This window comes from Streptomyces sp. NPDC046465 (assembly GCF_040646035.1).
In the GTDB taxonomy this organism is placed as follows: domain Bacteria; phylum Actinomycetota; class Actinomycetes; order Streptomycetales; family Streptomycetaceae; genus Streptomyces.
Window position 1 is genome coordinate 140,228 of record NZ_JBEYZK010000011.1, and the last position, 26,641, is coordinate 166,868.

General features: G+C 73.4%; 19 protein-coding genes. 11 read left to right on the top strand and 8 right to left on the bottom strand.

Going from position 1 to position 26,641, the window contains the following annotated elements; all coding sequences use genetic code 11:
* Positions 1 to 24: 24 nt before the first annotated feature.
* The 3 genes from ABZ953_RS18835 to ABZ953_RS18845 are packed head-to-tail and all read left to right on the top strand — an operon-like array spanning position 25 to position 4,073.
* Positions 25 to 1,449: a hypothetical protein gene (locus tag ABZ953_RS18835; protein ID WP_361724693.1), complete on the top strand. Its 1,425-nt coding sequence runs from the start codon at positions 25 to 27 to the stop codon at positions 1,447 to 1,449.
* Positions 1,446 to 1,955 (top strand): hypothetical protein, encoded by a 510-nt coding sequence (locus ABZ953_RS18840; RefSeq protein ID WP_361724696.1) that lies wholly within the window; start codon positions 1,446 to 1,448, stop codon positions 1,953 to 1,955. The genes ABZ953_RS18835 and ABZ953_RS18840 overlap by 4 nt, the downstream gene beginning before the upstream one ends.
* A 3-nt stretch (positions 1,956 to 1,958) precedes the next feature.
* Positions 1,959 to 4,073: a fibronectin type III domain-containing protein gene (locus ABZ953_RS18845; RefSeq protein WP_361724699.1), complete on the top strand. Its 2,115-nt coding sequence runs from the start codon at positions 1,959 to 1,961 to the stop codon at positions 4,071 to 4,073.
* Positions 4,074 to 4,090: 17 nt separating this feature from the next.
* On the opposite strand, the gene ABZ953_RS18850 is transcribed toward ABZ953_RS18845, so the two are convergent.
* The 7 genes from ABZ953_RS18850 to ABZ953_RS18880 form a co-directional block, all read right to left on the bottom strand.
* Positions 4,091 to 8,518, bottom strand: a complete 4,428-nt coding sequence (locus ABZ953_RS18850) for a hypothetical protein (RefSeq protein WP_361724702.1) — start codon at positions 8,516 to 8,518, stop codon at positions 4,091 to 4,093.
* 31 nt (positions 8,519 to 8,549) lie between these two features.
* Positions 8,550 to 9,131 (bottom strand): hypothetical protein, encoded by a 582-nt coding sequence (locus ABZ953_RS18855; RefSeq protein ID WP_361724704.1) that lies wholly within the window; start codon positions 9,129 to 9,131, stop codon positions 8,550 to 8,552.
* Positions 9,132 to 9,136: 5 nt separating this feature from the next.
* Positions 9,137 to 10,663 (bottom strand): hypothetical protein, encoded by a 1,527-nt coding sequence (locus ABZ953_RS18860; RefSeq protein ID WP_361724707.1) that lies wholly within the window; start codon positions 10,661 to 10,663, stop codon positions 9,137 to 9,139.
* Between the two features lie 90 nt (positions 10,664 to 10,753).
* Positions 10,754 to 12,103, bottom strand: coding sequence for a serine/threonine-protein kinase (locus ABZ953_RS18865; protein ID WP_361724710.1), 1,350 nt, complete (start codon positions 12,101 to 12,103; stop codon positions 10,754 to 10,756).
* A 16-nt stretch (positions 12,104 to 12,119) separates the two neighbouring features.
* Positions 12,120 to 13,022, bottom strand: a complete 903-nt coding sequence (locus tag ABZ953_RS18870) for a protein phosphatase 2C domain-containing protein (protein ID WP_361724713.1) — start codon at positions 13,020 to 13,022, stop codon at positions 12,120 to 12,122.
* Positions 13,019 to 13,678 (bottom strand): tellurium resistance protein, encoded by a 660-nt coding sequence (locus tag ABZ953_RS18875; RefSeq protein WP_361725092.1) that lies wholly within the window; start codon positions 13,676 to 13,678, stop codon positions 13,019 to 13,021. Before ABZ953_RS18875 ends, ABZ953_RS18870 begins: the two co-directional genes overlap by 4 nt.
* A gap of 77 nt (positions 13,679 to 13,755) precedes the next feature.
* Positions 13,756 to 16,167, bottom strand: a complete 2,412-nt coding sequence (locus tag ABZ953_RS18880) for a GTPase-associated protein 1-related protein (RefSeq protein WP_361724716.1) — start codon at positions 16,165 to 16,167, stop codon at positions 13,756 to 13,758.
* A gap of 203 nt (positions 16,168 to 16,370) precedes the next feature.
* On the opposite strand from ABZ953_RS18880, the gene ABZ953_RS18885 reads away from it, so the two are divergent.
* The 3 genes from ABZ953_RS18885 to ABZ953_RS18895 are packed head-to-tail and all read left to right on the top strand — an operon-like array spanning position 16,371 to position 19,858.
* Complete coding sequence (locus ABZ953_RS18885) at positions 16,371 to 17,147, top strand: alpha/beta hydrolase (RefSeq protein WP_361724719.1); 777 nt, start codon at positions 16,371 to 16,373, stop codon at positions 17,145 to 17,147.
* The gene (locus ABZ953_RS18890) at positions 17,144 to 18,499 is read left to right on the top strand and encodes a cytochrome P450 (protein ID WP_361724722.1); all 1,356 of its coding nucleotides are present in this window, start codon (positions 17,144 to 17,146) and stop codon (positions 18,497 to 18,499) included. The genes ABZ953_RS18885 and ABZ953_RS18890 overlap by 4 nt, the downstream gene beginning before the upstream one ends.
* A gap of 51 nt (positions 18,500 to 18,550) precedes the next feature.
* The gene (locus ABZ953_RS18895) at positions 18,551 to 19,858 is read left to right on the top strand and encodes a DUF1266 domain-containing protein (RefSeq protein WP_361724725.1); all 1,308 of its coding nucleotides are present in this window, start codon (positions 18,551 to 18,553) and stop codon (positions 19,856 to 19,858) included.
* Positions 19,859 to 19,873: 15 nt separating this feature from the next.
* Here the strand turns inward: ABZ953_RS18895 and ABZ953_RS18900 are convergent, their stop codons facing one another.
* A complete protein-coding gene (locus ABZ953_RS18900; RefSeq protein ID WP_361724728.1) occupies positions 19,874 to 20,314 on the bottom strand; it encodes a Pycsar system effector family protein in 441 nt (146 codons plus the stop codon).
* Between the two features lie 256 nt (positions 20,315 to 20,570).
* On the opposite strand from ABZ953_RS18900, the gene ABZ953_RS18905 reads away from it, so the two are divergent.
* The 5 genes from ABZ953_RS18905 (at position 20,571) to rbsD (ending at position 26,531) form a co-directional block, all read left to right on the top strand.
* Positions 20,571 to 21,611 carry a LacI family DNA-binding transcriptional regulator gene (locus ABZ953_RS18905; protein WP_361724731.1) on the top strand — a complete coding sequence of 347 codons (1,041 nt, stop codon included), beginning with the start codon at positions 20,571 to 20,573 and terminating at the stop codon, positions 21,609 to 21,611.
* Positions 21,608 to 23,209 (top strand): sugar ABC transporter ATP-binding protein, encoded by a 1,602-nt coding sequence (locus ABZ953_RS18910; protein ID WP_361724734.1) that lies wholly within the window; start codon positions 21,608 to 21,610, stop codon positions 23,207 to 23,209. The genes ABZ953_RS18905 and ABZ953_RS18910 overlap by 4 nt, the downstream gene beginning before the upstream one ends.
* On the top strand, positions 23,199 to 25,145 hold the full coding sequence (locus ABZ953_RS18915) for a substrate-binding domain-containing protein (RefSeq protein WP_361724737.1): 1,947 nt from the start codon (positions 23,199 to 23,201) through the stop codon (positions 25,143 to 25,145). The genes ABZ953_RS18910 and ABZ953_RS18915 overlap by 11 nt, the downstream gene beginning before the upstream one ends.
* 76 nt (positions 25,146 to 25,221) lie before the next feature.
* Positions 25,222 to 26,145, top strand: coding sequence for a ribokinase (locus tag ABZ953_RS18920; RefSeq protein WP_361724740.1), 924 nt, complete (start codon positions 25,222 to 25,224; stop codon positions 26,143 to 26,145).
* Positions 26,142 to 26,531, top strand: coding sequence for a D-ribose pyranase (gene rbsD / locus ABZ953_RS18925; protein WP_361724743.1), 390 nt, complete (start codon positions 26,142 to 26,144; stop codon positions 26,529 to 26,531). The genes ABZ953_RS18920 and rbsD overlap by 4 nt, the downstream gene beginning before the upstream one ends.
* Positions 26,532 to 26,641: the final 110 nt, after the last annotated feature.

Sequence of the window (26,641 nt, forward strand, 5' to 3'; positions counted from 1 at the left end):
CCCGCAAGCCAGGGAGGGACCCGCTTGACGCCCGCACAACTGCTCGACAAGGCCTTGATCGTCAAGGAGCTGAGGCGACTCGCGGACCTGCCCGCGCTCGCGCCGCGATCCGCCGAACTGACCGTGCTCCAGCAGGACTTGGCCGCCTCGAACCAGCTCGACCGGTGGGCGGAGATCGACCTCGTGCAGGCCTACGTGCGCCCCGAGAGCGTCCGGACGTCCCCCGGCAAGGCTCCGGGACGGCACGACCGGCTCCTCGAAGGAGCCCTCGGGGTCCTGGTCTTCGTACCGCTCCTGATCACCTGGTTCGGCCTGCGCGAGGCCGTGCGCGCGTACGGGGAGCTCGCCGAGGACGACCCCGAGGAAAGCGTGCGGCCCTTCCTCCAGCTGTGGCAGTCGGGCTTCGGCGGTCATCTGGGCGCGCTCGGGCGCTTCGAGAACGTGGCCCTGATGGCGGTCCTCCTGATCGCCCTGCTCGTGGCCCTCTCGGTGTGGCACGCGCGCGTGCGGGTGCGTACCGAACGCCACGAGGACGCCCAGGACGCCGACGAGGAGAAGCTCCTCGCCGAGCTCGCGTCGGTGCTCACGCGCACCCAGATGCTGCTCGCCTCGCACCGCAGCGCCTCCCCGCAGCAGTTCACCGCGCAGCTCACGAAGGCCGCCGAGCAGATGCAGAAGGTGACGGAGAAGGCGCAGCAGAGCCACCGGGCGCTCACCGGCGCCACGGCCTCCGTGAGCCAGGCCATCGACGCCCTCAGGCAGACCGCGCAGTCCCTGACGACGGAGGTGCCGAAACTCGGCGACGCGGCGAACCGCATCGACACCACCCTGCGCACCGGCGCCGAGGAGACCGCCAGGGCGGGCCGGGCCAACGAACGCGCGGCCCGCGGGATCGCCGACCACGTCAAGTCGGCGGGCGACACCGTCGAGGCCTCCCTCAAGGCCCTGGTCGCCGCCCAGCAGACGCTCGTCGTGAAGTCCGAGTCGGTGGCGAAGGCGACGGAAGCGGCCTCGCAGGCCTTGGTGGCGAGCACGGGCCGCACGGGCGAGGCGGTGGACGGCATGCGCGAGGCCACGGAGCGCTGGGATGCGGCGGCGGCCCACTGGCAGGACGCGGCGGCCCGCCTCGACGCCCGCATGGACACGCTGGCAGGCGCACTGCCCACACTGACGCCCGCGTCGGCGCCTGCCGCGGCGTACGGGGCCAATGGGTACGGAGGCGGGTACGGGACCGGAAGCGGATACGGGAGCGGGTACGGGAGCGGGTACGCGGCCGGAGCGCCCGTCAACGGTTATCCGGCCGAGGGGAGCCACCTGCCCTCACCGAGCCGTCCCGTCGACCCGCCGACGGATCCCCACCCCCCGACGGACCCCCGGCTCGATACGCCGCTCGACCCGCCCACGACGCGTCTGCCGCCGCCCGGCCCGCGGGACGGAGGCGCCGCGTGAGCCGAGTCCGGGCGCTGCGGCGGCGCGGCGGGCGGCTCGGGATCGTCGTGCTCGCGGGGTGGCTCTTCGCCGATCTGCTGCTCGTGCTCGCCCTGGTGTCGATGGGCGACCGCCCGGACCCGACGGGCCCCAAGGGCAAGGACCACCCCAAGCCCTCCCCGTCGAAGAGCGCCTCGGCCACCCCCGCGGGACCCCGCTCCGTGGACCGCCACCCCCAGGAGTTCCGGGTCGCGGGCGAGAGCAAGGGTGACATCGTCCGGCAGATCTCGAAGGACACCCGCAAGTGGTCGGGGCGCGAGGCGGCGCTCGTGCTCACCTTCGGCGGCAGCTCGAACGGCACGGTCTACGCCCACCGCGTCAACGGCCTGCTCGGCAAGGCCCGCCCGGAGATGTTCACCAAGAAGACGGTGACGGACGACTACCACAGCCTCGGCAGGCGCGCCGAGACAGCGGTGGTCCGCGTGTACTTCTATACGGCCCCCGGCGACCCCGCACCGGGCGGCTGAGCCATGGCGGTCCTGCGTCCGGGCGACCCGCCGAAGGCGAGCGGCGTCCGCCTGCCGCCGCCCACCCTGCCGCGCTGCCCCGGCCTGCGCGGCTACGTCCAACTGCACGACGCGATACGGCAGTTGAACTTTCGGCACGCCGCCGACGTGCTGCGCGCCCCGGCCCCCGCACCCGCGCACGACTCCGTCTTCGGCACGCTGCCCAGAGCCACCACGGATGACGGTTTCCGGATCCTCGACGGGCTCTGGTTCCCCGGCCGCGGCGGCATCTGGCACCGCGTGGACCTGCCGTACGTCCAGCGGGCGCGCGGCCAGTGGCTGTCCTCGTCGGATCCGCGCGCCGACACGGCGGCGGCGCTGGTGGACACCCTGGAGACCCTGGTGCGGGACGACGCGATGGGGCTGCGCCGCCTGGTCCTGTGGGAGGTGTGCTGTCTGCTCAGGGACGGGGGCGAACGGCCCGGCGAGGCCGAGGCCGTTGCCCTCGGTGTGCACCGCGGCGAGGCGGGCCCGCTCGCCGCCGCCGTCGCCTCCGGGTTCCCCCCGGCCGGTCCCGCGCGGCACGCCGCCGAGACCCTCAACGACGTCTGGCCCGGTGTGCGGCTGCGCGAGGCAGAGCGGGTCGTGACGCGGCTCCCGCGCGCCGCGGACCATCCCGACGGGCCGGACGACCACCGCCTTGCCGCGCTCGTCGACGCCGTCCGCGCGCGGGCCGCCGAGGTCCGGCGGCTCGCCGCCGACGGCGCCGCCGCGGAAGCCGCGGGCGCGGTGCGCGACGCCGCCCGCGCCTGGCTGGGCGCGCTGCGGCTCGCCAGGGACGACGCGGACTTCCAGACGGGCCTGCTGCGCGTGGCCGCGCTCCTCGCCGAGGACCCGACCGCCCCCGCCGATTCGCAGGTGACGGCCGTGACCGACGAGCGCGCCGTACGCCTCTCCTGGTGCGCGCCACCGCACGCCGAGCCGGGCGCGGGCGGCGTCTCGTACCGCGTCCTGCGCTTCCCCGACGGCGCCCCGCACCTGGCGGCCGAGACGGCGGCGGGCGAGAGCGGGCCCGGCGCCCTCGACGCGGACGCCCCCGTCGGCCGGCCCCTCAGGTACGCCGTCGTGCCGCTGCGCCGCGGCCGCATCGCCGGGGTGCCGCGCGTGACCGCTCCCGTGCTCATCACGCCCGTCGTCACGGAGCTGCGCGCGACCGTCGTGCCCGGTGGGGTGCGGCTGCGCTGGCGGGCCGACGCGGCGGCGGCCGAGGTGCGGGTGACGCGGTCCGGCACCGGGGCGGAGACCGGCGGCTGGGGCGAGTCGTCGCTCGTGCGCGTGCCCTGCGAGCACGACCGGGTGCTCGACGTGCCGCTCGCGCCGGGGACGTATACGTACGAAGTGCGCTGCGGCTACCGCGATCCGGACGGCGACCTGGTGTGGTCGCGCGGTGTCACGGTCACCGCCCGCGCCGAGCAGTGGCCGTCGCCGGTCGAGGAGCTCACCGTACGGCGGCACGCGGACGACGGGCGGGTGACCATCGCGTGGCGCCCGCCCGAGCTCGGCGACGGTCTGCTGCTGCCCTGGACGGCGGGTCCGGTCGCGCCGGGCACCGACGTCTCCGACGTCGTGGGCCTCGTGGACCGGATTCCGGCGACCGCGTCGGGCACCGAATCGTGGGCCGAGCTGACGCCGGGGACCGAGCAGCGGGTCCGGGTCACGGCCGTCAGCGTGCTCGGCGAGCGGGCGGTGTCCGGCCCGAGCGTCGTCATCGAACACCCCGCACCTATAAGCGAGTTGATGGTACGGCGAGTCGCCGACGACCGCGCCGAGCTGCACTTCGACTGGCCGGAGCCCGCGGTCCTGGTCCACGCGGCCTGGAGTGACGGACAGCGCGGCGGCGAACGGCGGGTCCCCCGCAGCGCGCACCGCGCCGGGCGGCCCGTCACCCTTCCCGTCTCCGCCGCGGAGTGCGCCATCACCGTGAGCCCGCTGCCCCGCCCCGACGCGGTGGCCATCGGCGCGGCCCCGACCCGCGCGGTCCTGCCCGCGGCGCCTCCTCCGCCACCGCCGCTCCCGCCGGTGAGGCCCTGGTGGTCGGCGTGGTGGCGGCGCTGGCGACGGCAAGCGAGGGCGGGGTGACAGGGTGCGGGCCCGGGTCACGGCCAGCGCCATGTGAAGCACACCTCGTGCACGCCGCGGGCGATCGCAGAGAGCTCCGACTGGGTGCTCAGCGCGCCGATCAGGGGTGACTCGGCGGCGAGCGCGACGAGGAGGTCGGGGCGGCCGCGGTCGGCGAGGCCGCGCAGGCGGCGGGAGAGCAGCGCGTGCAGCCGCGTCCGGCGCGGTTCCGTGAGTGCGCTCAGGTCGACGCCGTGGCGCGCCAGGATGAGGGCGCCCGCGTGTACGGTTCCGTCGGCTTGCCGGGAACAGACCGCGTCCACGAGAGCCGCGTTCAGGGCGTCGTCGTCCCGCACGACGGCGGCGAGGCCCGCCGTGACCCGCAGGGCGTCCTCGTCCGGCAGCCCGCCGAGGCGGGAGATCACCCACGCGCACCACGTCTTCCTCGTGTCGGCGTCCGCGTACCCGACGAGCAGGAGCAGGCAGGCGCAGGCGCCCGCCCGGTCCGCCTGCGCCGCCTGGTCCGCCCGGCCCTCGAACGCCATCGCCGTGTCATGGACGAACCCGGCCCACGACGGGTCGGCGTCCCCGTCGAGCTCCTCCTGGCCTGCGAACGCCGCCCAGAACCGGGCGAAGGGGTCGGTCAACCCGCGGACGCCCGCCACCAGCGCCGCGCGGGCCTCGCCCGAAAGCAGGGGCAGCAGCGTCACGCTCACGTCGGCCCGCTCCAGGTCCGGGAGGTGCGCGACGCGCTCGGCCAGTCGTCGCGCGGCGGCTTCGGTCAGGTTCTCGGCGAGGACGGCGAGGAACTCGGCCCGCCCGCCGTGGACAAGGCCCAGCGCGTCCATGACCCGGTCCTCGCGCACCTTGTTCCTGAGCGTGTGGGCATATCTGTTGTGCCGGACACGTGAGAAACGACCGTCCGCGTGCGCGGGCGTCCGCAGATCGTCCAGGAGGAGGGCGAACACCTTCCGGCTCACGTCCCGGCTCTCCCGCACCCCCTGGACATCGGGATGCGTGGCGATCTCGACGAGCTCGTCCCGCTGGGCCTGGGTGAGCGAGGGCAGGATCGCGCCGAGGGCCTCGAGCCGTTCCTTCTCCTCCATCGGCTCACCGAGCAACTGCGCCACGGTGTGGTCGACGATCGCCCGGTGGTTCCCCGGGTCCAGGAGCTCGGCGGTCGCGTCGAGCACCGCCGCCCGCGCGAGGACCGGCGCGTCGACGAGCAGCTGCGTCAGGGTCTGTTCGAGGGAGCCCGCGAAGAACGGGCGGAGGATGACCCGTACCAGGAACCGCCGCTGGTGGTCGGCGTCTCCGGACAGACCCGCCTCCACCTCGGCCCGGTCCTCGACGCCGAGCAGCCGGAAGTACTCCTCGGTCCGCTCGCTGTCGAGCGAGGCGATCTCGTCGCGGGACAGGAGGAATCCGCTGCCGTGCCGGGGGACGTGGCGTATGACGAACTCCCGTACGGGCGCTGCTTGTTCCTCGGTCGCCTCGCGCAGGTGGGGCAGCAGTTCCGCGAGGAGGTCGAGGCGGTCGGTCTCCCCGGCGATGAACTCCATGGCCGCGACCGTGCCCGAGGCGATCAGCGCCGCACGCAGCTCGGCGGCCGGAGCGGGCAGGCCGGACCGGTCAGCCAGAGCGGGCAACAGCTTGCCGGGGAGCCACGCCCGCGGCCCGCAGTTGGAGAACTCGCGGGCCAGGCGCGCCGCTTCGGCCAGCCGCCCGGCGTCGAGGCGCGTCACCACGGCGGCGGTCAGCTCGGCGAGCTGCACCTCCCGCAGTCCCTTGAAGTTGACGGCGGACTGCGTGACCACGGTGCCCTCCAGCGGGAACGGCGGCTCCGCCGTGTCGGGCAGCTCCTGATAGGAACGGTGGACCGCCGTGGCGTGGTCGAACAGGTCGCGGCTCAGCCCGTCGTCGGCATGGTCCGCGAGGAGCCGCATGATCCGCTCGCGGGGCTCCCACGGCATGTCCTTCGCGGCCTCGAACGCCTGGCGCGCTAAGGGCCCGCGCAGCCGGGGAACGAGCGCCTCGACGGCCGCGGCATAGGGGTACTCGTAACGCCAGTCCCAGCCCCAGGCCGGGGCGTCACCGATGGAGAGGCGCCGGGGCAGCTCCTGGGCCGCGTACCAGGCCGCGGGGATCCAGTCGTCGGCGAACCGCTCCGCGGCGGCCACCAGCGCGAAACCCCGGCAGCTGTACGTGGTTCGATCATTCACGACCGGCAGCCCGATGATCTGCGCGGCCAGGTCCGCGGTGAGGGCACCCTCGGTGCCGGAGAGCAGCACGAGCACGGCGTCGAGCCGGTTGTTGGGGTCCATGCGGTGGAGGAGGGCTGCCGTCTCGGAGCCCAGGGACGCGGCGTCGAGTGGCAGGCCCGTCCGGTGCAGACGGCGCAGGACCGCTTCGGCGAGGTCCGCTCCGGCGTCCACGCGCGCGATGACATCGGCGGCCCGCTCCTCCAGCTCGCCGCGCTCCTCGCCGGACGGGTCGAGAAGGGCGGCCAACTCGCCCAGCAACCACGCCACTTCGCGGGCGTCGGGCGCCGCGCGCAGCGAGTCGACGGCTCGCGCGACCTGCTCCGCGCCCAGGTAGGGGCCGAACAGTTCAAGGCCGAGCAGGCGCACCTCGGAGTCCTCGACGGCAAGGACGTCCGCGAATGCCTCCGCCAGTTGACCGGTGTCCAGATGGGGCAGCAGGAGGGCCAGCGCGGCCAGCCGCGGGACGGTGCGCACCTCCAGCGGGATGCCGCGTCCCATCGCGGTGTGCCAGTAGGCGCTGCGCCGCTGCTCGGCGGGGAGCCCCAGCGCGAAATCGAGCACGGGCCGGAAGTCGGCGTCCCGGAGCTGCTCCGCCGACAGGCCGTCCCAGGCCGCGTGCGGACTGACGGGTGTGTGCGCGAGGGCACAGCGCAGCAGGTGCCCCTTGACCTTGCGTACGGCTGCGGTGGTGTCGGCCAGGTCCTTGTGTTTCGTGAGCAGTTCCACCAAGGCCATCTGGCCAGGGAGTTCGCGCGGCAGGTAGACCGCATCGATCATGGCACCGACCGTGTCGTCGGACAGTTCCTGCACGGTCAGCAAGGAGGCGATCACCGCGGGGCCGCCGGCCCTGCGGGTGAAGGCGCGGAACTCCCGCTTCCCGTCACCCTCGGGGTCGTCCTGCGGCTCTCTCCGCTCCACATACGGCGGCTGTCGCTCGGCGAACCACCTGAGGGTCAGTTCGTCGAGAGTGGCATCGCCGGAGTCGGTCGGGGCCGTCGAGAGGGGGGAGGCGGACGGCTCGGGCAGCGGGCTCGTCAGCCGGTGGACAACGTCGCGTACGAGGGACAGTCGGCGGGCCCGTGCGGCGTCGGGTCCGTCCGCCGCGCCGGAGGTGGCCGGGTCGTCCGTCACGTCCGAGGCGGGCGGGCCGCCGCCGCCCTCACCGGGCAGCGTAAGCCCGTACGCGTCGGCGAGGCGCGAGCGCGTCTCCGCGTCCCGGACCTCGGCGACCAGCGTGCCGAGCCGTTCCACGAACCGCTCCCGCGCCGGGTGCCCGACGAGCAACGCGGCGAGTTCCGCCAGCGCCTGTCCCGCCCTGACAAGGCGGTGCCGGGGGTCGATGAGCCAGGCGAAGGAGTCCCGCTGCAGCTGGGCGAGGAGGGGCTCGTCGCCCCCGTCGGCGGGGGGCGGCTCCGCGTCCTCGCGCGTCAGGCCGGCCAGGTCGTCGAGAAGCGCCTCGGCGACCCGCTCGACGAGGCGGGGACGGCGGATCTCCGGCACGGCGCACAGCAGGGCCACCGCTTCGCCCGCCTCCAGCCCCTCGGGCCTGATCCTCTTCGACGCGAATCGGGCGGGCACCTGCCAGCTCACGATCGGTGCCGTCTCCTCGATGCCCGCGGCGACCGCTGCCCGCGCACCGGCGTCGAGCAGGGCGACCCCTTCGAGGAGTGTCCGGGCCGGGATCTCATCGCCGGGCAGGGACGCCAGTGCGACGATCCGCGCCTGGACCGTCTTGCGGGTGGCCGCGTCGATCGGCGCGAGCGCGAGCAGCCGGTAGTAGCCGTCGGCCTGTTCGCCCGCGGACGCGGCCCGGCCGATGGTGGAGAGGGCCCGCTGCGCCGACCAGAGCCCGGTGGCCACCGCGGCGACGACGACGCGTGACGGGATGTCGTCCGCCGCCTTCATCGAGCCGCGCAGGAGGGCCAGCCTGATACAGCCGCCGAGCGGGTCCGGGACCCGCCCGGGATCTTCGGCCAGGGCCCGGTCCACGGCGTCCCACGCCGTGTCGATGTCGCTCTGGTAGCCGTCCCAGAGCCGGACCTCCGCGGTGACGCGCCTGCGCAGTCTCCGGTCGTCCCCGAACAGCTGGAGCAGGCGGTCCACCCGGCCCGCCGCGCCGAGGTGGGCGGCCAGGCCGTCCAGCGCCAACTGGTGCAGTTCCGCGTCGAGTCCCACATTGCCCCGCACATCGTCGGTGTTCATCCGCGTCCCGGTTCGTCTGAGTACCGCCGGATCAGCTACCGCGCCGGTGGTCGGCCCGGACGGCCCGTATCAGAGCCTGCGATTCGTCATCGAGCACGGCCGTCGGGGCGCCGTTCGCCGTGCGCACCCACCGCCGCCCGTTGGCGTCCGTGAAGGCGAGCGCGCACCGCAACGAGCCGGACGCGTCCGGCGCTTCGGCGCGTTCGGTGACGGAGAGGGTCATCTCGGTTGTCTCGCCCGGCCCCAACAGCGGGGCGTTGGCGCCCACTTCGGTCTGCGGGACGTGCAGAGCACCTGCCGGGTCGACCCAGGAGAGCCACGGAACCGCGTCCCGGACCGGTGCGGGGCTGTCGTTCCGTACCACGCACTCCACGCGCAGCCCGCTGCCGCGCGCCCGGAAGACCACGCTCACCAGGCGGGCCTGGTTGGCCTCGGCGGCCCGCCGCTCCGTGGCCGCACGGGCGTCGTCGATGCGGCGCCGCCGGATCTCCCGCAACAGGCCCACCGCGAGCAGCAGAGTGGCCGCGACCGTGCCCACGGCGGCCACCCAGTCGGGGACGGTCCCGTAGGCCGGGGCGGCGTACCCCGCCGGGACGCGACCGGTTCCGCTCAACCGCCTCACCCCTGCCCGTACTCGTGCTCCCACAGCACGTCGGCGATCACTTCGTTGACCCCGGCGAGACTCAGGCCCGCGCTGGCGACCGTCTCCCGCTGGTGCAGGAAGTCGCGGAAGCTGCTGTGGTAGATGCTGTAGCGCGGCCCGTCCGGGGTGCGCTCCCTGCGGAGGAACTGCCGCCATTCGGTGAGCACGTCCTGGATCGCGATGGCGTCCACCTCCGCGTTGACCTCGCCCATCACCTTGGTGAGCAGGGCGGTCGAGACCGGTGCGGCCAGCTCGCACAGCACGTACACGACCCACACCTTGGTACGTGGGGAAGGCCGCGCGGTCATGCCCATCAGCCGCCAGTGGGCCTCGTAGTAGTTCTCGAGCCCGTGGGGCAACTGCTGGATGTCGAGGCCGCGGTAGAGGCCGTCGCTCAGTTCGGGCAGTACGTGGCGCAGGTACATGAAGTTGCCCTCGCTCTTCTCCGCGAGGACGTCGACGAACCGGTCGAGCGGGATGCGCTGTTCGGCCAGCCGGGCCACGAGGCCGGGGCTCGTGCTCCCCATCCGGTACAGCAGCGCGCGGATGTCGACCATCGTGGCGCTCAGGTGCTCGCCCAGGTCGTACCGGACGTCGGCCGTCTCGATGCGCAGCGGTACCTCGGCCCGGCGGCTGCTCACCACGAAGTACACGCCGTCGGGCAGGACGGGCGGCAAGTACAGCACGTTCACCGCGCCGGGCTCCCCCGGCCGTTCCGCCTCAGCCTCGTCCAGGGCGTCCACCGCGACGACCAGCGGCAGCTCGCCGGGCAGGGCGGCGCGGGCCTCGTCAAGCATGCGGCCGACGAGCTCGCCGTAGCGGCTGGTGTCGCCGAGGTCGGCGGGGGCGGCGATGCCGTACGTGGCGCTCAGTTGGGCGCCGAGGCTGCCGACGAACTGGCGGGCGCCCACGATGCCTTGGCTGCGTACGTTGAAGTGCGCCACGCAGCCCGTACGTCGCACGTACTCGGCGATGATCGCGGTCTTGCCGTCGCCCGGATCACCCTCCAGGCGGAAGTAGCCCCGTCGTGCGGTGCCCACGAACGCGTCGATCGCGTCGAAGACGTACTCGCGCCCCAGGAAACCGGCCGTCTTGTCGTCGATCAGCCCGGCTGCTCCGCCCGGCACCGTCGCCGGTACGCCAAGGGCCCGGCAGACCTCGTCGACCTGCTCGCCGAACCCGTCGCACCTCCGCACGCGCCGGAACGGGACGGTCGGCCCGGCGAGCGGGTCCAGGTCGGCGCCGTCGGGTGACAGGACGAGCAGCGACGGGCTTCCCCGCGTCCGCTGACTCTGCGCGGCCGCCCCGATCAGGTCCACGACGTGCTCTTCGGGAGCCGTGTCGGCGGAAAGGACCGCGAGGAAGTGCGTGCAGGTGTCGTCAGGACGCGCGAGCACGGGGACACCCCGCGCCCGCAGCGTTCCCGTCAACCGGCGTGCCAGCAGCGCGGCTTGGGGCGCGTCTGACGAGGAGACCATGCAGACGCGAGGTGTTGCGGTCACGTTCCTCCGCCCGGAGAGCGCCGGACCTGTCGGCTCACGATCGGCTCACTGTCGGCGCACGAAAAGAGTATTCCTCCCTGCCCCTCGCCCCTACTCCTTGACGACCGCCTCCGTTCCGCCCCCGAACTCGATGAGCAGACCCGACCGCAGCGCGATCGTCTTGCCCGGGTCCACGTCGCGTACCGTCCCGTCGTCCCTGCGGGCCGTCCACACGGCCCTGGTGCGGTTGGTGAGGCCGAACCTGCCGCGCTGCTGGGGGTGTTCGGTGACTTCGCCGACCACGGCCGAGAAGTCGTGCCGGTCGGGGTCGTCGCGCAGGTGGTGGGCGTAGACGCGGGCGTTCGGCGCGAGCCTGATGCCGCGCCGGGTGCGCAGGGTGCCGGTGCCGGTGACCAGTTCGAGGCGGGGTGGCAGGGTCAGGGTGGTGCGGCACTTCCAGCAGGCGGGGGGCGCGCCGTCGGGCTGGGTCAGGTTCTGCTTGCCGCACCGGCCGCACTGGGTGATGGCGTCGAGGACCTTGCTGAGCGCGTCGCGCCACTGCGACTCGCGCACCCGCAGCTTGGGGCTGCGCAGGCCGTCCGTGAACGTCTGCACGAACAGGTCGCGCAGGATCTGCGGCAGCGCGCCCCAGGTCGCCTCTACGGTCGGCTGCTCGCCGGGGACCGGGCGGTTGCGGGTGTCGGCGGGGTCGTAGACGAAGACGGGGTCGGTGCCGTACAGCCTGCGTTTGGCGGCCTCGTCCATGCAGCGGATGTTGAGCGCGAGGGCGCCGTTGAACGGGTGGTCGTTCATCAGGAGCAGGAAGAGCAGCACGGCCAGGGAGTGCAGGTCGCTCTGGGTGCCGGGCTGTTTGCCCTTGTCGCCGCGGACCAGCTCGGGCGCCATGAAGTCCATGGTGCCCGCGACGGCGGCCTCGGCGCCCTCGACGACCGCGTTGTCGTTGTCGCAGACCAGGACGTCGCCGGTGGCCGGGTCGAAGAAGATGTTGCCCCAGTTGATGTCGCGGTAGGCGATGCCCCGGGAGTGCAGGGCGCGGTAGGCCTCGACGGTGTGCAGTGCCACGGTCACCAGGGTGCGCATCGTCGCGGAGGCCACGGAGGGGTCGCGGCGGAACAGGGCGGGCAGGTCGCAGAAGCGGGCCGGCCGTACGTCCATGAGGTAGCCGAAGCCGGGCTGGCTGCCCTCGGGGTCCATCACGATGGAGGTGGGCCACAGGAAGCGGGGGTCGTCCCAGCCCTTGGCGATGAGCCCTTCGAGGATCTCCCGCTGGCGGGCGTCGGCGAGCTGGGGGTAGTACCACTTGACCGCCCGGTCGCCGGTGGGCGTCAGGACGCGGTAGACCTCGCCCTGGCCGCCGGAGCCGAAGAGCTCCGCGACCTTCAGCGTCTCCCCCGACTCGGCCACCAGGGTCTTTCCGGCGGCGAGCATGCCGTTCACCATTCTGTTCCTCTCTGCCCTAACGTTCGTCGCTGCGCTGTGGGGGCACCGTTATGGCGCCCACGAGGGTCGTGTCGTCCCCGGAGAACTTGGCGGCCCGCCCCAGCCAGTCGGGGAGCTGGGCCTGCACCGCCGCCACGCCCTGTTCGGCGGCGCGGTCGCCGAGGCCGGTGGCGAAGTCCAGGAACCCCTGGTGGTCGGCGAAGCTCTTGGAGAGCCCGTCGGTGGAGAGCAGGACGCACGGTGGCGCGCCGCCGGTGAAGGGCTGCCAGTGCGAGCGCATCTTGCGCCAGGGTTCGGGCTCGCAGAGCGAGTCGGTCTCGTCGCCCATGTCGGGGCCGGTGGAGAGCGGGGTGTGCGGGCTGCCCGAGCTGTCGACGAGGACGATGTCGCCGTCCCCCAACTGCCAGCAGAACAGCATGTGTTCGGTGAGTACGGTGCCGATGAGAGTACTGCCGTACGCGGCGAGGTCCGGGGGGTGCGGGTGTTCGCGGGGCCCGGTGCGGGGCGTTCGTCCGAGCGAGAGCGAACGGGCGCCGTGCGCCGGGGAGTTGCTGTCGTACAGCGTGGCGCGTGCGTGCCAGCGGTGGCCCACCTGCTGCGGCAGGCGGCGTGCCTCCTCGCGCAGTGCGGGCCAGCCCGACGCGTCGGTGCCGACGCGCGCGGCCTCAGCGGCGAACGCCCGCGCGCACGCCGTGAATTCATCGACCGCCCAGCGCGCCCCGAGGTCGCTGCGGAAGTGTGCGGCGCTGCCGTGTCCGTCGGCGACCGCGAGGACGACCGCGCGGCCCCCGGCGACGGGCAGCGCCGTGCCGCGGTCCTGGCTGTACCTCTTGGCCACGCCCTTGACCGCGCCGTCGAGCAGCGCCCAGGGCGCGGCCCCGGCGGGCCCGGGTCCGGCCGTCGTCTCCGGTCCGGTCACCAGATGTCGTCTTCGCCCTTGGTCATCGACGGCACGTCGACCGGCGTCGCGGGCTTCGTGCCGTCGTCGACCTTCGGGGTGGAGGCGTCCTTGACGACCGCCGTGGACATCCAGCGGATGGCGGCCGCGAGCTGGCGGGGGTTCTTGGCCTGCAGGGGCTCCAGTTCGGGGTTGCCGAGGAACTCCTTGAGCATGCTCTTGTCCGCGTCGTCGCCGATGGCCACCGCGACGCGCACGGCGCGCTTGCCCCACGGCGTGCTGTCGATGGCACGCAGCCCGGCCCGCCAGTCGTCGGTGGGCTGCCCGTCGGAGGCGAGGGCGAGCACCGGCGGCAGCGCGCGCTGCGGCATCGGCGGGGTCTGCAGCGCACCGGCCGCCAGCTTGAAGGCGGAGCCCATGTCGGTGCCGCCGTAGATGTGTACGTCCTCCCAGGAGAACTGGTCCACCGGGGTGGGTTCGCTGACGTGCCAGCTCGCTCCGCTGGCGAAGGTGATGGCGCGTACCAGCAGGGAGGCGGCGGGGTTGGACTGGGCGGCCTGCTGCATCTCGGGGATGGCCTCGCGGATGGCGAAGTTCAGTTCGCCGATCTTGCCGTTCACGCCCATGGACCCCGAGCAGTCGAGCATCCAGATGAAGTGCACGGGGCGGCTCGCCATACTGCCGCCGGGGAAGTTGTCGACGACGACGGTCTCGCTGGTGTCGCTCACGCTGGTCCTTTCGTGGGGTTGCGGGGTCAGTTCGGTTCTCGGGCCGCCCGGTGCCGCCATGCGGTCCATTCCTGTACGTCCTGGCCCTCCCGCTGGAGGACGGTGGCCACCTGCCCGAGGTGGTGCTCGTCGAGGTGGCCGAGGACCGGCGCGAGGGCCCGGTCGAGGAGTTCCTCGGCGACCGTGCGCCATTCCGGGGTGACGCCGTGCCGTCGGCGCGGCCGCCAGATGTGGTAGTACGCGGCCAACTCGGCCGGTTTACCGGGGAGTTCGTGGACCATGCGGCCGCACCGGTCGGCGTCCAGGGTCTGCGCGCGGTAGGCCCGCAGCAGATCGGGGCCCGCGGCGACGAGGATCTGCAGGCCGTGCGACTCGCACAGGTCGAGCGGGTTGGCCGCGGCGAGAGCGCACCCCACCCGCTCGTCGACGCCCTGGCGCAGCACAGGACCCAGCGGCGACACCTTCCGGCCCAGCTCCTTGAGGCGGCCGACGGATGACCGGCTCAGGGGCAGCCGCCCGGCGGCGAGGTCCTGGGCGGTGACGAGCAGTTCGGCGGTGTCGCGGTCCTGGGCGCCCAGCTTGCGGTCGTGGCGCATCTCCCGGGCGAATTCGATGAGTTCGACGTCGCAGTGGTCCGGTTCCTTGAGCCAGCCCATGACGCGGCGGCCCAGGTCGGCCTCGACGATCAGGCGGGGCGTGCAGGTGCGGGCCACCCAGGGCTGTTCGGCGCGGTCCGGCGGGTCGTTGCGCCACACGATGCGCCACAGCAGCCGCAGGGTCGTGACGTCCTCGACCCGCTGCCCCGAGAGGAGTTGGGTGAGCCGCTCGAAGAGTTCGGCACCCCGCAGGTGTTCCGGGGGCCCGCTCAGGTGCGCGGCGGCCGCGGCGAGGCGGACGGTGAGCGGCGCGTCGTCGATGATGCGCCGCAGCCAGTCGCCCTGCGGGGAGCGGGCGAACGCGATGAGGCGGTCCAGTTTGCGTTCGGTGAAGTCGACGAGGACGAGCCGGAGCACGCGGCTGTTGAAGCCTGCGTGGTCGAGTTCGGTGAGGACCTTGACGGCCTGCGCGCAGTCGCGGCGCTCGGGGTACAGGAGGGCGTCCGCGAGCCGGTCCATCGCCTCGGCGAGGCCGGGGCCGCCGTCGGCCCCCACGGCGAGGGCGAGGCGGAGCGGCTCCGTCCAGGTGGTGACGGGCTCGCGGAGCCGGGCGCGCAGGGCGTCGTCGGCGCGCTCGCCGTACTCCTCGCGCAGCTCTCGCCAGGCGTCCTGGCCGAGCGGCAGCCCTTCGAAGGCGGTCAGGTCGGGCAGGGCTCCGCGGCCGCGGGACGCGTCGAGCCGGTGCTTGACGAGGGCGAGGGCGAGGGGGCGCGCCGCCAGGGCGTGGTCGCCGTCGAGGCCGCGGCAGAGCCTGTCGAGTTCGTCGAGGGTGTGCGAGTCGGCCTCGCCCCTGCTCACGGACCGGGTGAAGGCGTCGATGACGATGTGCAGGGACGCGCCGCTCAGTCCGGCGAGCTCGGCACCGGACGGGGCGCTCGCCCCTCCACCGCCCGCCGTCTCCCCGTCCGCGCCCGAGAGAAGCGGCAGGAGCGCGAAGGACTCCGCCGGGCGGGCCGTGGCGCCGGGTACGGGGCGCGGCGGGTTCCCGGCGAGCCACCGCTCGGCCGTCAGCCGGGCCCAGGGGTCGAGTTCGGCGGGCGGCGGGCTCTCCGGGCCGCCCGTGCTGTCGTACACGCGGTACAGGTACTCGAGCGTCGCGTCGTCGGAGCGGTCGAAGTCCGCGTCCGCGCCGATGCCGACGATCTGCTGCGGGGCGCGCCACGGGTCGGTGGTCCAGGTGGTGAACGTCAGCGCGGGAACGTACGCCTCGGGCAGCGAGGCGCAGGCGAGCGCGATCCAGCGGGCCACGGTCCCGGCGTCGTCCTCGACGAGGACGATCTGCCGCCCCGCGGGGTCGTCGAAGAGGCGGCGCACATCGGTGAGGAAGGGCGCGACGCGGTCGGCGTGCGCCCTGGCGAACTCCACGAGGAGTGCGCGGTCGGCGTGCGCCTGCGAGACGGGGAGCCCGGATTCGACGAACCCGGCCCCGAGCGTCTCCTCGGCATCCGGTTCCCAGGCGGCGGAGCCCCAGGTGTCGATCGGCCACACGGGCCCGGGGCCGGGGGTGTCGGCGCTCAGGTGGAGCGCCTCCACGCGCTGCCCCGGCAGGGCGGCGCACAGGAGACGGCCGCCGTCCGGGAGCAGGCTGTAGCTCAGCTCACCGGCCGCGCCGCCTCCCGCGCCCGCGACACGTTCGACGATGTCTCCCAACTGGTCCGTCAACTGGTCCGTAGCTGTGTGCTGTTGCTGTCCCGCACCGGCTGGATCCGTGCGGATCAGACGGGGGGCTCCGGTCTCGTCGGGCTCCTGGTCGAGCCGGTAGCTGAGGCGGCGGATGGCCATGCCACATTCTGACCACCCGCGGCGCCGGACCGCAGGCCGTCCGCCAAGTTCACCCCCCGCCCCGGCGTACGTGGTTCGCACCCGCGGTCGAACGCGGGGCCGGCCATGGGCGCCCTTGCGCGGCACCGGGGTTGGGGACACCGTGTTCACGGCCCCCGCACCGGCCGGGGCCGCAAGGACCCCCGTCGGCGATCGGATCCGCAGTGACCTCCTTCCCGCTCCCCCACACCCTGCTCGGCGAAGGCCCGCACAAGGTGTTCGCGGTGCACGGCTGGTTCGCCGACCGGACGGCGTACGAACCGGTGCTCGCGGACCTCGACGGCGACGCGTTCCAGTACGCGGTGGTGGATCTGCGCGGGTACGGCGAGGCCAGGGACGCCGTCGGCGCGTACAGCACCGGCGAGGGCGCCGCCGACATCCTCGATCTGGCCGAGCGGCTCGGCTGGGACCGGTTCTCGCTCGTCGGGCACTCCATGGGCGGCGCCGTCGCCCAGCGCGTCCTGGCCGCGGCCCCGCACCGGGTGCGCCGCCTCGCCGGAGTCTCGCCCGTACCCGCGTCGGGACTGCGACTGCCGCCGGACCAATGGGAGTTGTTCGCGTCGGCCGCGCACACCCCGGAGAACCGGCGCACCATCATCGACATCACCACGGGCGGTGTACGCCCCCGGGCCTGGCTCGACCGGATGGTGCGCCGCTCCCTCGCGGTCAGCGACGTGAAGGCCTTCCGCGCCTGGCTGGACTCCTGGGCGGGCGACGACTTCCACACCGAGATCGACGGCTCGCCCGTCCCCGCGCTCGCCGTCACCGGCGCGCTCGACCCCGCGCTCTCGGCGGACCTCATGCGCGCCACGTGGCTGCGCTCCTATCCGCGGGGCACGCTCGCGGAGCTGCCGGGGGCCGGGCACTACGCGATGGACGAGGTGCCCCTGGAGCTGATCAGCACCGTGGAGGACTTCCTGCGCGCGGACAGCGGCGCATGAGCCCGCGCGGCGCGGCGGCGGGGACGCCGCCGTCCGTCCCCGACGTCTTCGACCCCAGGCTGTACGCGGACGGTGTCCCGTACGACCGCTACCGCGTGCTGCGCGACCACCACCCCGTGGCCCGGCAGGAGGAGCCGGGGGTGCTCGGCTGGCCCGCGGGCCCGGGGTTCTGGGCGGTCACCCGGCATGCGGACGTGGTGCGGGTCCTGCGGGACGCGGCGACGTACTCCTCGTATCTGGGCGCCACTCAGATCCGCGATCCCGCGCCCGACGACCTGCCGTTCATCCGCCGCATGATGCTCAACCAGGATCCTTCCGCGGCGGCGCGCTGCCCGACGGGCGGCGTGGGCGGTGCGGGCGGTGCGGGCGGTGTGGGCGGTGCGGCCGGTGCCGATCACGGCAGGCTGCGCGGGCTGGTCAGCCGCGCGTTCACACCGCGGCGGATCGAGCGCTTCGAGGCGGTCGTGCGGGAGCGGGCCCGCACGCTCCTCGACGCCGCCGTGGCGCGGGCCCGCGCCGACGACGGGACCTTCGACGTCGTCACCGCCGTCACCGACGACTACGCCCTGCTCAACCTGGCCGACCTGCTCGGCGTCCCGGCCGCCGACCGCGGCCTGCTGCTGCGCTGGACGCGCCGGGTCATCGGCTACCAGGACCCCGACGAGGCGGCCCCGCCCGTGCTCGGCCCCGACGGCGAGCCGCTGAACCCGCGCTCGCCCGCGATGCTGCGCGACATGTTCGAGTACGCGCGGACGCTGGCGGCGCACAAGCGCGGGCACCCGGGCGACGACGTCCTGACCACACTCGCCACCGACCCCGAACTCACCGACGCCGAACTGGAGATGTTCTTCTTCCTGCTCACCGTCGCGGGCAACGACACGGTGCGCGGCGCCGCGCCCGGCGGGCTGCTCGCGCTCGCGGAGAGCCCGCGCGAGTACGAACGGCTGCGCACCGGCGCGGTCCCCGCCGCCACCGCCGTGGAGGAACTGCTGCGCAGGCACCCGCCGGTGCTCAGCTTCCGCCGCACGGCGACCCGCGACACCGATCTTGCGGGCACGCGCATAGCCGCCGGAGACAAGGTCGTCGTCTTCCACGCGTCCGCCCACCACGACGAGCGCGTCTTCGCCGACCCGCACCGCCTCGACCTGTCGCGCTCACCCAACCCGCACGTGGCGTTCGGCGACGGCCCGCACGTCTGCCTGGGCGCGCACTTCGCCCGACTCCAACTGCGCGTCTTCTACGAGGAATTGGTGCGGGCACTGCCGGTCCTGCGGGTCACGGAGCCGCCGCGCAGGCTCGTCTCGCACTTCATCAACGGGCTGAAGTCGGTACGCGTCGAGGCGCCCGGGTAGAGTGCAAGATCGCGAAATCCGGCGCGGGTGCCCGAGCGGAGAACCAGATCCATGCACGACGAGTTCCACGACGACGAGTTCCATGACGACGTCTTCCCCGACTTCCCCGCACCGGCGGACGGCAGCCCCTGGCAGGCGCCCGCCGACCTTGAGGAGCATCTGTACGAGCTGTGCCAGGAGGACGACGCGTACGGCTACTTGCGGGCGATAGCCGTCGAGGGGCTGTACCGCCCGGTGCCGCTCGACGAAGCCGACGCAGCAGACGCAGCCGATGAGGACGAACGCGACGCCGCCGCAAGCGAGTTGCTCACCATCGACCTGCCGGACGGCAGGAAGGTCGCGCAGGTCTACACGGCGGGCGTGCTCCCCCGCCCGCACCCCGACGTCGTCTACGAGTACGTCACCCTGGACTCGCTCGCCGCGGGCTGCCCCGACGACGTCGACCTGCTCGTCGTGAACGCGGCGACACCGTGCCAGCAGTTCTTCCTGACCACCGACGACGAGCGGGAGGTCTGGTCGGACCTGCACGCCACGCACCACCGCCCCGGCAACCTGACCAACCGCATCGACACCCGCCGCACGGGGGCGCCCGCGCCCGGCAGCCCGCTCCTGCACGGCCTCGCCTGCGGCGCGCACCTGTGCTTCGCCAACGGCGACGCCTGGAACACCGTCGACTGGCACGGCGCGGGCCACCACAACGAGATCGACCGCCTGGCGGAGTGGTGGGGCGTGCACGACCGCGACGACTGGCTGTCCGTGCAGGAGCGGCTGCTCACCCGTGACGTCAGCCCCTGGTACTGGGACTTCGCCCTCGACGCCCGCGCCGTGCTGACCCGGCACCACGGACCCCGCCTCGACCCGGAGCTCTGGCGCGACCAGGTGGAAGCGGCGCTCCGGCACCGCGTGGTGGAGACGTCGGGCCCCACCGCGCCGCACCGCCCCGGCGAGGACGCCGAGCTGGACGACTTCGTGGCGCACCTGCGCGCCCTGGTCGGCAAGGTGCTCCGCTACGAGGCCCGCTTCCGCGCCGACGGACTGCTGCCGCCCGACGGCCACGTCACCACGGTCGCGGCCTGGGACATCGGCCGCGCCTCGAAGATGGCCCGCTGGGGCACGGGCGCCCGCTACGCCACCCGCGCGGAGCTGTTCAAGGCCCTGGAACGCGCCTCCGAGGCCGCCCGGTCCGCGTACACCTCCTGGGAGACGTTTTCCGCGGGCTACATCCTGGGCCGCTGCCTCCACTTCGACGAGGAGTCGTTCGGCCCCTGGTACACGGACGTACTCCGCGCCCACCGCGCCCTGACCACGGACCCGGACAGCCCTTGGCTCACGGTGCCGTTCGCAGCCGCGCGGGCATAAAGCGTTTCCGACCGGTCACAGCGCGCTCAGCAGCCCCGCGGCGGCCAGCAGCACCAAGGCCGACTTGATCAGCCGTCCGGATCTCTTGAGTCCCGCGTACTTGGCCACGGCGATACGCGAGAGAACCCGGAGTTCGTCCAGTTCGTGGTCGGCGGCGAGGGCGTCGCGCAGCGCGTCTGGATCGCAAGCGGCCCACGTCAGGAAGCTGCCCCGGCCCGAGGCGTCGAGGCGGGGCAGCACCACGCCAAGCAGCAGCCAGACGGCGGCGGCCACCGCGCCGACCCCGCTCGCGCCGAGCACGACGACCGGCCACGCCTGCCGGAACAGGACCTCGGCGTGCCCCGCGAGCGAGCCCACAGCCACCACGAGTCCGGCAAGCACGACCGAAGCCTGCGTATTGGCGCTCGCCAGCTCTGCGCGCACCACGGCGGCTTCCTCCTGCGCACGGGATGCCATGCCCGCCCCCCTCTCCACCGGATGCGCCGCCCGGTGCGGCGCATCCGTGCCTGATCCGGTGCGACGCCCCACCCCGCCCGCCGGGTTCCGGGGCCGCCACGTCACGAGTCGCATGTCCGCCACATCCCGAGTCGCAAGTCCGCCACATCACGATCAGATCTCACTCGCCTCTTCCGCCCCGCCCACCCCTTGTCACGCCCCCATGTAATCGTTTCCAATCCTCCGTGTAATCGATTCCACAAGGAGGTGGACCGAGATGGCGCCGAGTTCGGCGAGCATCAAGGACGTCGCGGCCGAGGCCGGTGTGTCCGTTGCCACCGTGTCGCGGGTGCTGAACGAGCACCCCTCCGTGAGCCCCGCCTCCCGCGCCCGGGTGCTCGCCGCCGTCGAGGCGCTCGGTTACCGGCCCAACGCCGTCGCCCGGTCCCTGCGCACCGACCAGACCCGGACCCTCGGGCTCGTCATCAGCGACGTGCTCAACCCATACTTCACCGAGCTTGCGCGGTCCGTCGAGGAGGCCGCCCGCGCGCTCGGCTACAGCGTGATCATCGGCAACGCCGACGAACGGCCCGAGCTGCAGGACCACCACGTACGGACCCTGCTCGACCGCCGCATCGACGGGCTGCTCGTGTCCCCCACCGACGGCGGCTCACCGCTCATGCTCGACGCCGTCCGCGCCGGTACCCCGATGGTCTTCGTGGACCGGTGGATCCCCGGCGTCGACGTCCCCGTCGTCCGCTCCGACGGGCGCCGGGCCGTCCGCGACCTCGTCGCCCACCTGCACGGGCTCGGCCACCGCAAGCTCGCCATCATCGCGGGCCCGGCCGCCACCACCACCGGCAGCGAGCGCGTCGAGGCCTTCCGGGACGCGCTGCGCGAGCACGGCACCGCGCTGCCCGACGCCTACATCGGGCAGGGCGACTTCCAGGCCGACAGCGGGCGGCGCGCCACCGAGCGCTTCCTCGCCCTGCCCGAGCCGCCCGACGTGGTCTTCGCCGCCGACAACCTGATGGCGCTCGGCGCCCTCGACGCGATCCGCGCCCACGGCCTGCGCGTCCCGCACGACATCGGGCTCGCGGCCTTCGACGACATCCCGTGGTTCGTGCACACCGACCCGCCGGTCACCGCGATCGCCCAGCCCACCGCCGACCTCGGCCGCGCCGCCGTCCGGGCGCTGATCGACCTGATCGAGGGCAGACGCCCGCAGTCCGTGACCCTGCCCGCCCGCCTCGTCGTCCGCCGCTCCTGCGGTGAAGGCGCCGACAAGGACACTTCCGTACGAAGGAGCACCCGGTGAGCGACCGATACGAGTTGCTGCGCATCGAGGCGATACGCAAGACGTTCCCCGGCGTCGTCGCGCTCGACTCCGTCGACTTCGACCTGCGCCGCGGCGAGGTGCACGTCCTGCTCGGCGAGAACGGCGCGGGCAAGAGCACCCTCATCAAGATGCTCTCCGGCGCCTACCGCCCCGACAGCGGACGGATCTTCGCCGAGGGCCGCGAGGTCCGCATCCACGGCGCGCAGGACGCCGAGCGGCTCGGCATCGCCACCATCTACCAGGAGTTCAACCTCGTCCCCGACCTGACCGTCGCCGAGAACATCTTCCTGGGGCGCCAGCCGCGCCGCTTCGGTCTCGTCGACCGGAAGAAGATGGAGGCCGACGCCGAGGAGCTGCTCCAGCGGGTCGGCGTCCGGGTGTCGCCGCGTACCAAGGTGCGCGAACTGGGCATCGCCCGGCTGCAGATGGTCGAGATCGCGAAGGCGCTGAGCCTGGACGCGCGGGTGCTCATCATGGACGAGCCCACCGCCGTCCTCACCTCCGAAGAGGTCGACAAGCTGTTCCGGATCGTGCGCACGCTGCGCGAGGACGGCGTCGGCATCGTGTTCATCACCCACCACCTCGAAGAGATCGCCGCGCTCGGCGACCGCGTCACCGTCCTGCGCGACGGCCGCAGCGTCGCCCAGGTGCCCGCGTCGACGGACGAGGACGAGCTCGTCCGCCTGATGGTGGGGCGCAGCATCGAGCAGCAGTACCCGCGCGAACGCCCGGACGCCGGGGCGCCGTTGCTCCGTGTCGAGGGGCTCACCCGCGACGGCGTCTTCCACGACGTCAGCTTCGAGGTGCGGGCGGGCGAGGTCGTCGGTCTCGCGGGGCTCGTCGGCGCGGGCCGGACCGAGGTGGCGCGTGCCGTCTTCGGCGCCGATCCGTACGACGCGGGCACCGTGGACGTGCACGGCGAGCGGCTGCCCCGGCACGACGTGAACGCGGCGATGGGCGCGGGCGTCGGCCTGGTCCCCGAGGACCGCAAGGGGCAGGGGCTGCTCCTCGACGCGTCCGTGCGGGAGAACCTCGGCCTGGTGACGCTGCGTTCGGCGACGCGCGCCGGGCTGGTGGACCTGAAGGGGCAGCAGCGTGCGGCGGCGAGGATCGCCGAGCAGCTGGGGGTGCGCATGGCCGGGCTCGGCCAGCACGTCCGCACCCTCTCGGGCGGCAACCAGCAGAAGGTCGTCATCGGCAAATGGCTGCTCGCCGACATCAAGGTCCTCATCCTCGACGAGCCGACGCGCGGCATCGACGTGGGCGCGAAGGTCGAGATCTACCAGCTGATCAACGAGCTGACGGCCGCCGGGCACGCGGTCCTGATGATCTCCAGCGATCTGCCGGAGGTGCTCGGCATGAGCGACCGGGTCCTCGTCATGGCGCAGGGCCGGATCGCCGGTGAGCTCACGGCCCAGGAGGCCACCCAGGACGCGGTGATGGCACTCGCCGTCAGCAGCACCGCAGGACAAGCGGACCACTCAAAACACGCAGACCAAGCAGACCGAACAGACCGAACAGACCAAGCGGCACCGAACGCGGACGACACGACAGCGGAGGGCACCCGTGGCCACTGAAACCCTGAAGCGCGACGCGGGTGGCGCGGCCTCGCTCCGCCGCGTCCTGCTCGACAACGGCGCGCTCAGCGCACTGATCGTCCTGGTCGTGGCGATGTCGCTGCTCTCGGGCGACTTCCTCACCACCCAGAACCTGCTCAACGTCGGCGTGCAGGCCGCCGTGACCGCGATCCTGGCGTTCGGCGTCACCTTCGTGATCGTCTCGGCGGGCATCGACCTGTCGGTCGGCTCGGTGGCCGCGCTGTCGGCCACCGTCCTCGCCTGGTCGGCGACCTCGCAGGGCCTGCCGGTGTGGCTGGCGGTCGTGTTCGCCGTCGCCACCGGCATAGCCTGCGGATTCGTCAACGGGCTGCTCGTCTCGTACGGGAAGCTCCCGCCGTTCATCGCGACGCTCGCGATGCTGTCGGTGGCCCGCGGCCTCTCCCTGGTGATCTCGCAGGGCAGCCCGATCGCGTTCCCCGACTCGGTCTCCCACCTCGGTGACACCGTCGGCGGCTGGCTGCCCGTCCCGGTGATCGTGATGATCGTGATGGGTCTGGTGACGGCGCTCGTCCTCGGGCGCACGTTCATCGGCCGGTCCATGTACGCGATCGGCGGCAACGAGGAGGCGGCGCGCCTTTCCGGGCTGCGCGTCAAGCGCCAGAAGATCGTGATCTACGCGCTCGCCGGTCTCTTCGCGGCCGTCGCGGGCATCGTGCTCGCCTCCCGCCTGGTCTCCGCGCAGCCGCAGGCCGCCCAGGGTTACGAGCTCGACGCCATCGCCGCGGTCGTCATCGGCGGCGCGAGCCTGGCGGGCGGGGTCGGCAAGGCGTCCGGCACGCTGATCGGCGCGCTGATCCTCGCGGTGCTGCGCAACGGCCTCAACCTCCTCTCCGTGTCGGCCTTCTGGCAGCAGGTCGTGATCGGTGTCGTCATCGCGCTGGCGGTCCTCCTCGACACGCTGCGGCGCAAGGCGGGCGCGACGCCCGGGGCCTCGTCCGGCGCCGCCGGGGGCCTGCGCGGCAAGGGGCCGCAAGCGGTGAAGTACGCGGTCGCCGCCGTGGTCGTGGCGGCGGTGGTCGGCGCGGTCTCCTTCTTCAACTCGGGCTCGTCCGGCACCTCGACGAAGGTCGGCATGTCGCTTTCCACGCTCAACAACCCCTTCTTCGTCCAGATGAAGGAGGGCGCGCAGGCCGAGGCCGAGAAGGCGGGCATCGACCTGACGGTCACCGACGCGCAGAACGACGCCTCCCAGCAGAGCAACCAGCTGCAGAACTTCACCGGCGAGGGCGTGAAGTCGATCATCGTGAACCCGGTGGACTCCGACGCCGCGGGCCCCGCCGTGCGCGGCGCCAACAAGCAGGACATCCCGGTGATCGCCGCGGACCGCGGGGTGAACAAGGCAGAGACCGCGGCGCTGGTCGCCTCCGACAACATCGCGGGCGGCAAGCTGGCGGCGAAGACGCTGGCCGAGAAGCTCGGCGGCAAGGGCAAGATCGTCGTCCTGCAGGGCACGCCCGGCACCTCCGCGAGCCGCGAGCGCGGGCAGGGCTTCGCCGCGGGCATCAAGGCGTACCCGGGGATCGACGTCGTCGCCGAGCAGCCCGCGGACTTCGACCGCACGAAGGGTCTGGACGTCATGACGAACCTGCTCCAGTCCCACAAGGGCGTGAACGGCGTCTTCGCCGAGAACGACGAGATGGCGCTCGGCGCGGTCAAGGCGCTCGGCGACAAGGCGGGCAAGTCCGTGCCGGTGGTCGGCTTCGACGGCACCCCGGACGGTCTCAAGGCGGTCGAGTCGGGCACGCTGTACGCGTCCGTGGCGCAGCAGCCGGGGGAGCTCGGGAGGATCGCGGTGCGCAACGCGGTGCGGGCCGCGCAGGGCAAGCGGGTCCAGGAGACGGTGAAGGTGCCGGTGAAGGTCGTCACGTCGAAGAACGTCGACAATTTCTCGTGACCGTCGCCGCGAAGTCGCCGCGAACACGGCCCGCACGACCGCCGTCTCCGTACCGTACGAAAGCAGGAATCAGCACATGAACGACGACTACGAACTCCTTGTCGTGGGCTCCGCCAACGCCGATCTGGTGGTCGGCGTGGAGCGGCGCCCCGCGCCGGGCGAGACGGTCCTCGGCTCCGACCTGGCCGTCCATCCGGGCGGCAAGGGCGGCAACCAGGCGGTCGCCGCCGCTCGCCTCGGCGCCCGTGCCGCGCTGCTCGCCCGGGTCGGCGACGACGCCCACGGCAACCTCCTCCTTGACGCGCAGCGCGCCGCGGGCGTGGACACCGTCGGCGTGCTGGTGGGCGGCGCGCCCACCGGCGTCGCGCTGATCACGGTCGACCCGTCGGGCGACAACAGCATCGTGGTCTCCCCCGGCGCCAACGCCCGTCTGACCCCCGAGGACATCCGCGCCGCGGGCAGTCTGCTCGCGGCGGCGCGGGTGGTCTCAAGCCAGCTGGAGATCCCCCTGGACACGGTCGCCGAGGTCGTCCGCGCGCTGCGGCCCGGCGCCCGCTTCGTCCTGAACCCCTCGCCGCCGGCCCGGCTGCCCGCCGAGGTCCTGTCCGCCTGCGACCCGCTGGTGGTCAACGAGCACGAGGCCCGCGTCATTCTCGGCGACGACGCGGGCGACGCCCCCGAGGAGTGGGCGCGCGGGCTGCTCGCGCTCGGCCCCCGCTCGGTGGTGATCACGCTGGGCGCCGAGGGCGCGCTCACCTCGGACGGCTCCGACGTCGTACGGGTCCCGAGCCCGAAGGTCGACGCGGTGGACACGACGGGCGCGGGCGACGCCTTCACGGCGGCGCTCGGCTGGCGCCTCGGCCTCGGCGAGGACCTGCCGACGGCGGCCGCGTACGCGGTACGGGTGGGGGCGGCCGCGGTCACCCGCAAGGGGGCGCAGGACTCCTACCCGACGGCCGCGGAGCTCGCGGCGACCGCCCCGGAGGTTTCGTCCCCGTGAAGAAGTCGGGCATCCTGAACCGCCATCTCGCGGGCGCGCTCGCCGAGTTGGGGCACGGCGACACCGTGCTCGTCTGCGACGCGGGCATGCCGGTCCCGGCGGGGCCGCGCGTGGTGGATCTGGCGTTCCGCGCCGGGGTTCCCTCGTTCGCGGAGGTCCTCGACGGTCTCCTGGACGAGCTGGTGGTGGAGGGCGGCACGGCGGCGGAGGAGGTGCGGGAGGCGAATCCGGCGGCGGCGCGGCTGCTGCGGGAGAGCCTTCCCGCGCTCGGTCTCGTCCCTCACGAGGAACTCAAGCGCCGCTCGGCATCCGCTCGCCTGGTGGTCAGGACCGGTGAGGCGCGGCCGTACGCGAATGTGCTGCTGAGGTGCGGAGTCTTCTTCTGACGCGGCGGGGCCGGCGGAGAACCGTCCGCTGAACGAACGTGGCTGACCGCATTGAGACCGGTTTCCCCTCTTGACTCGGGGTCGTCCCGCCCTCAACATCAGGCAACGCA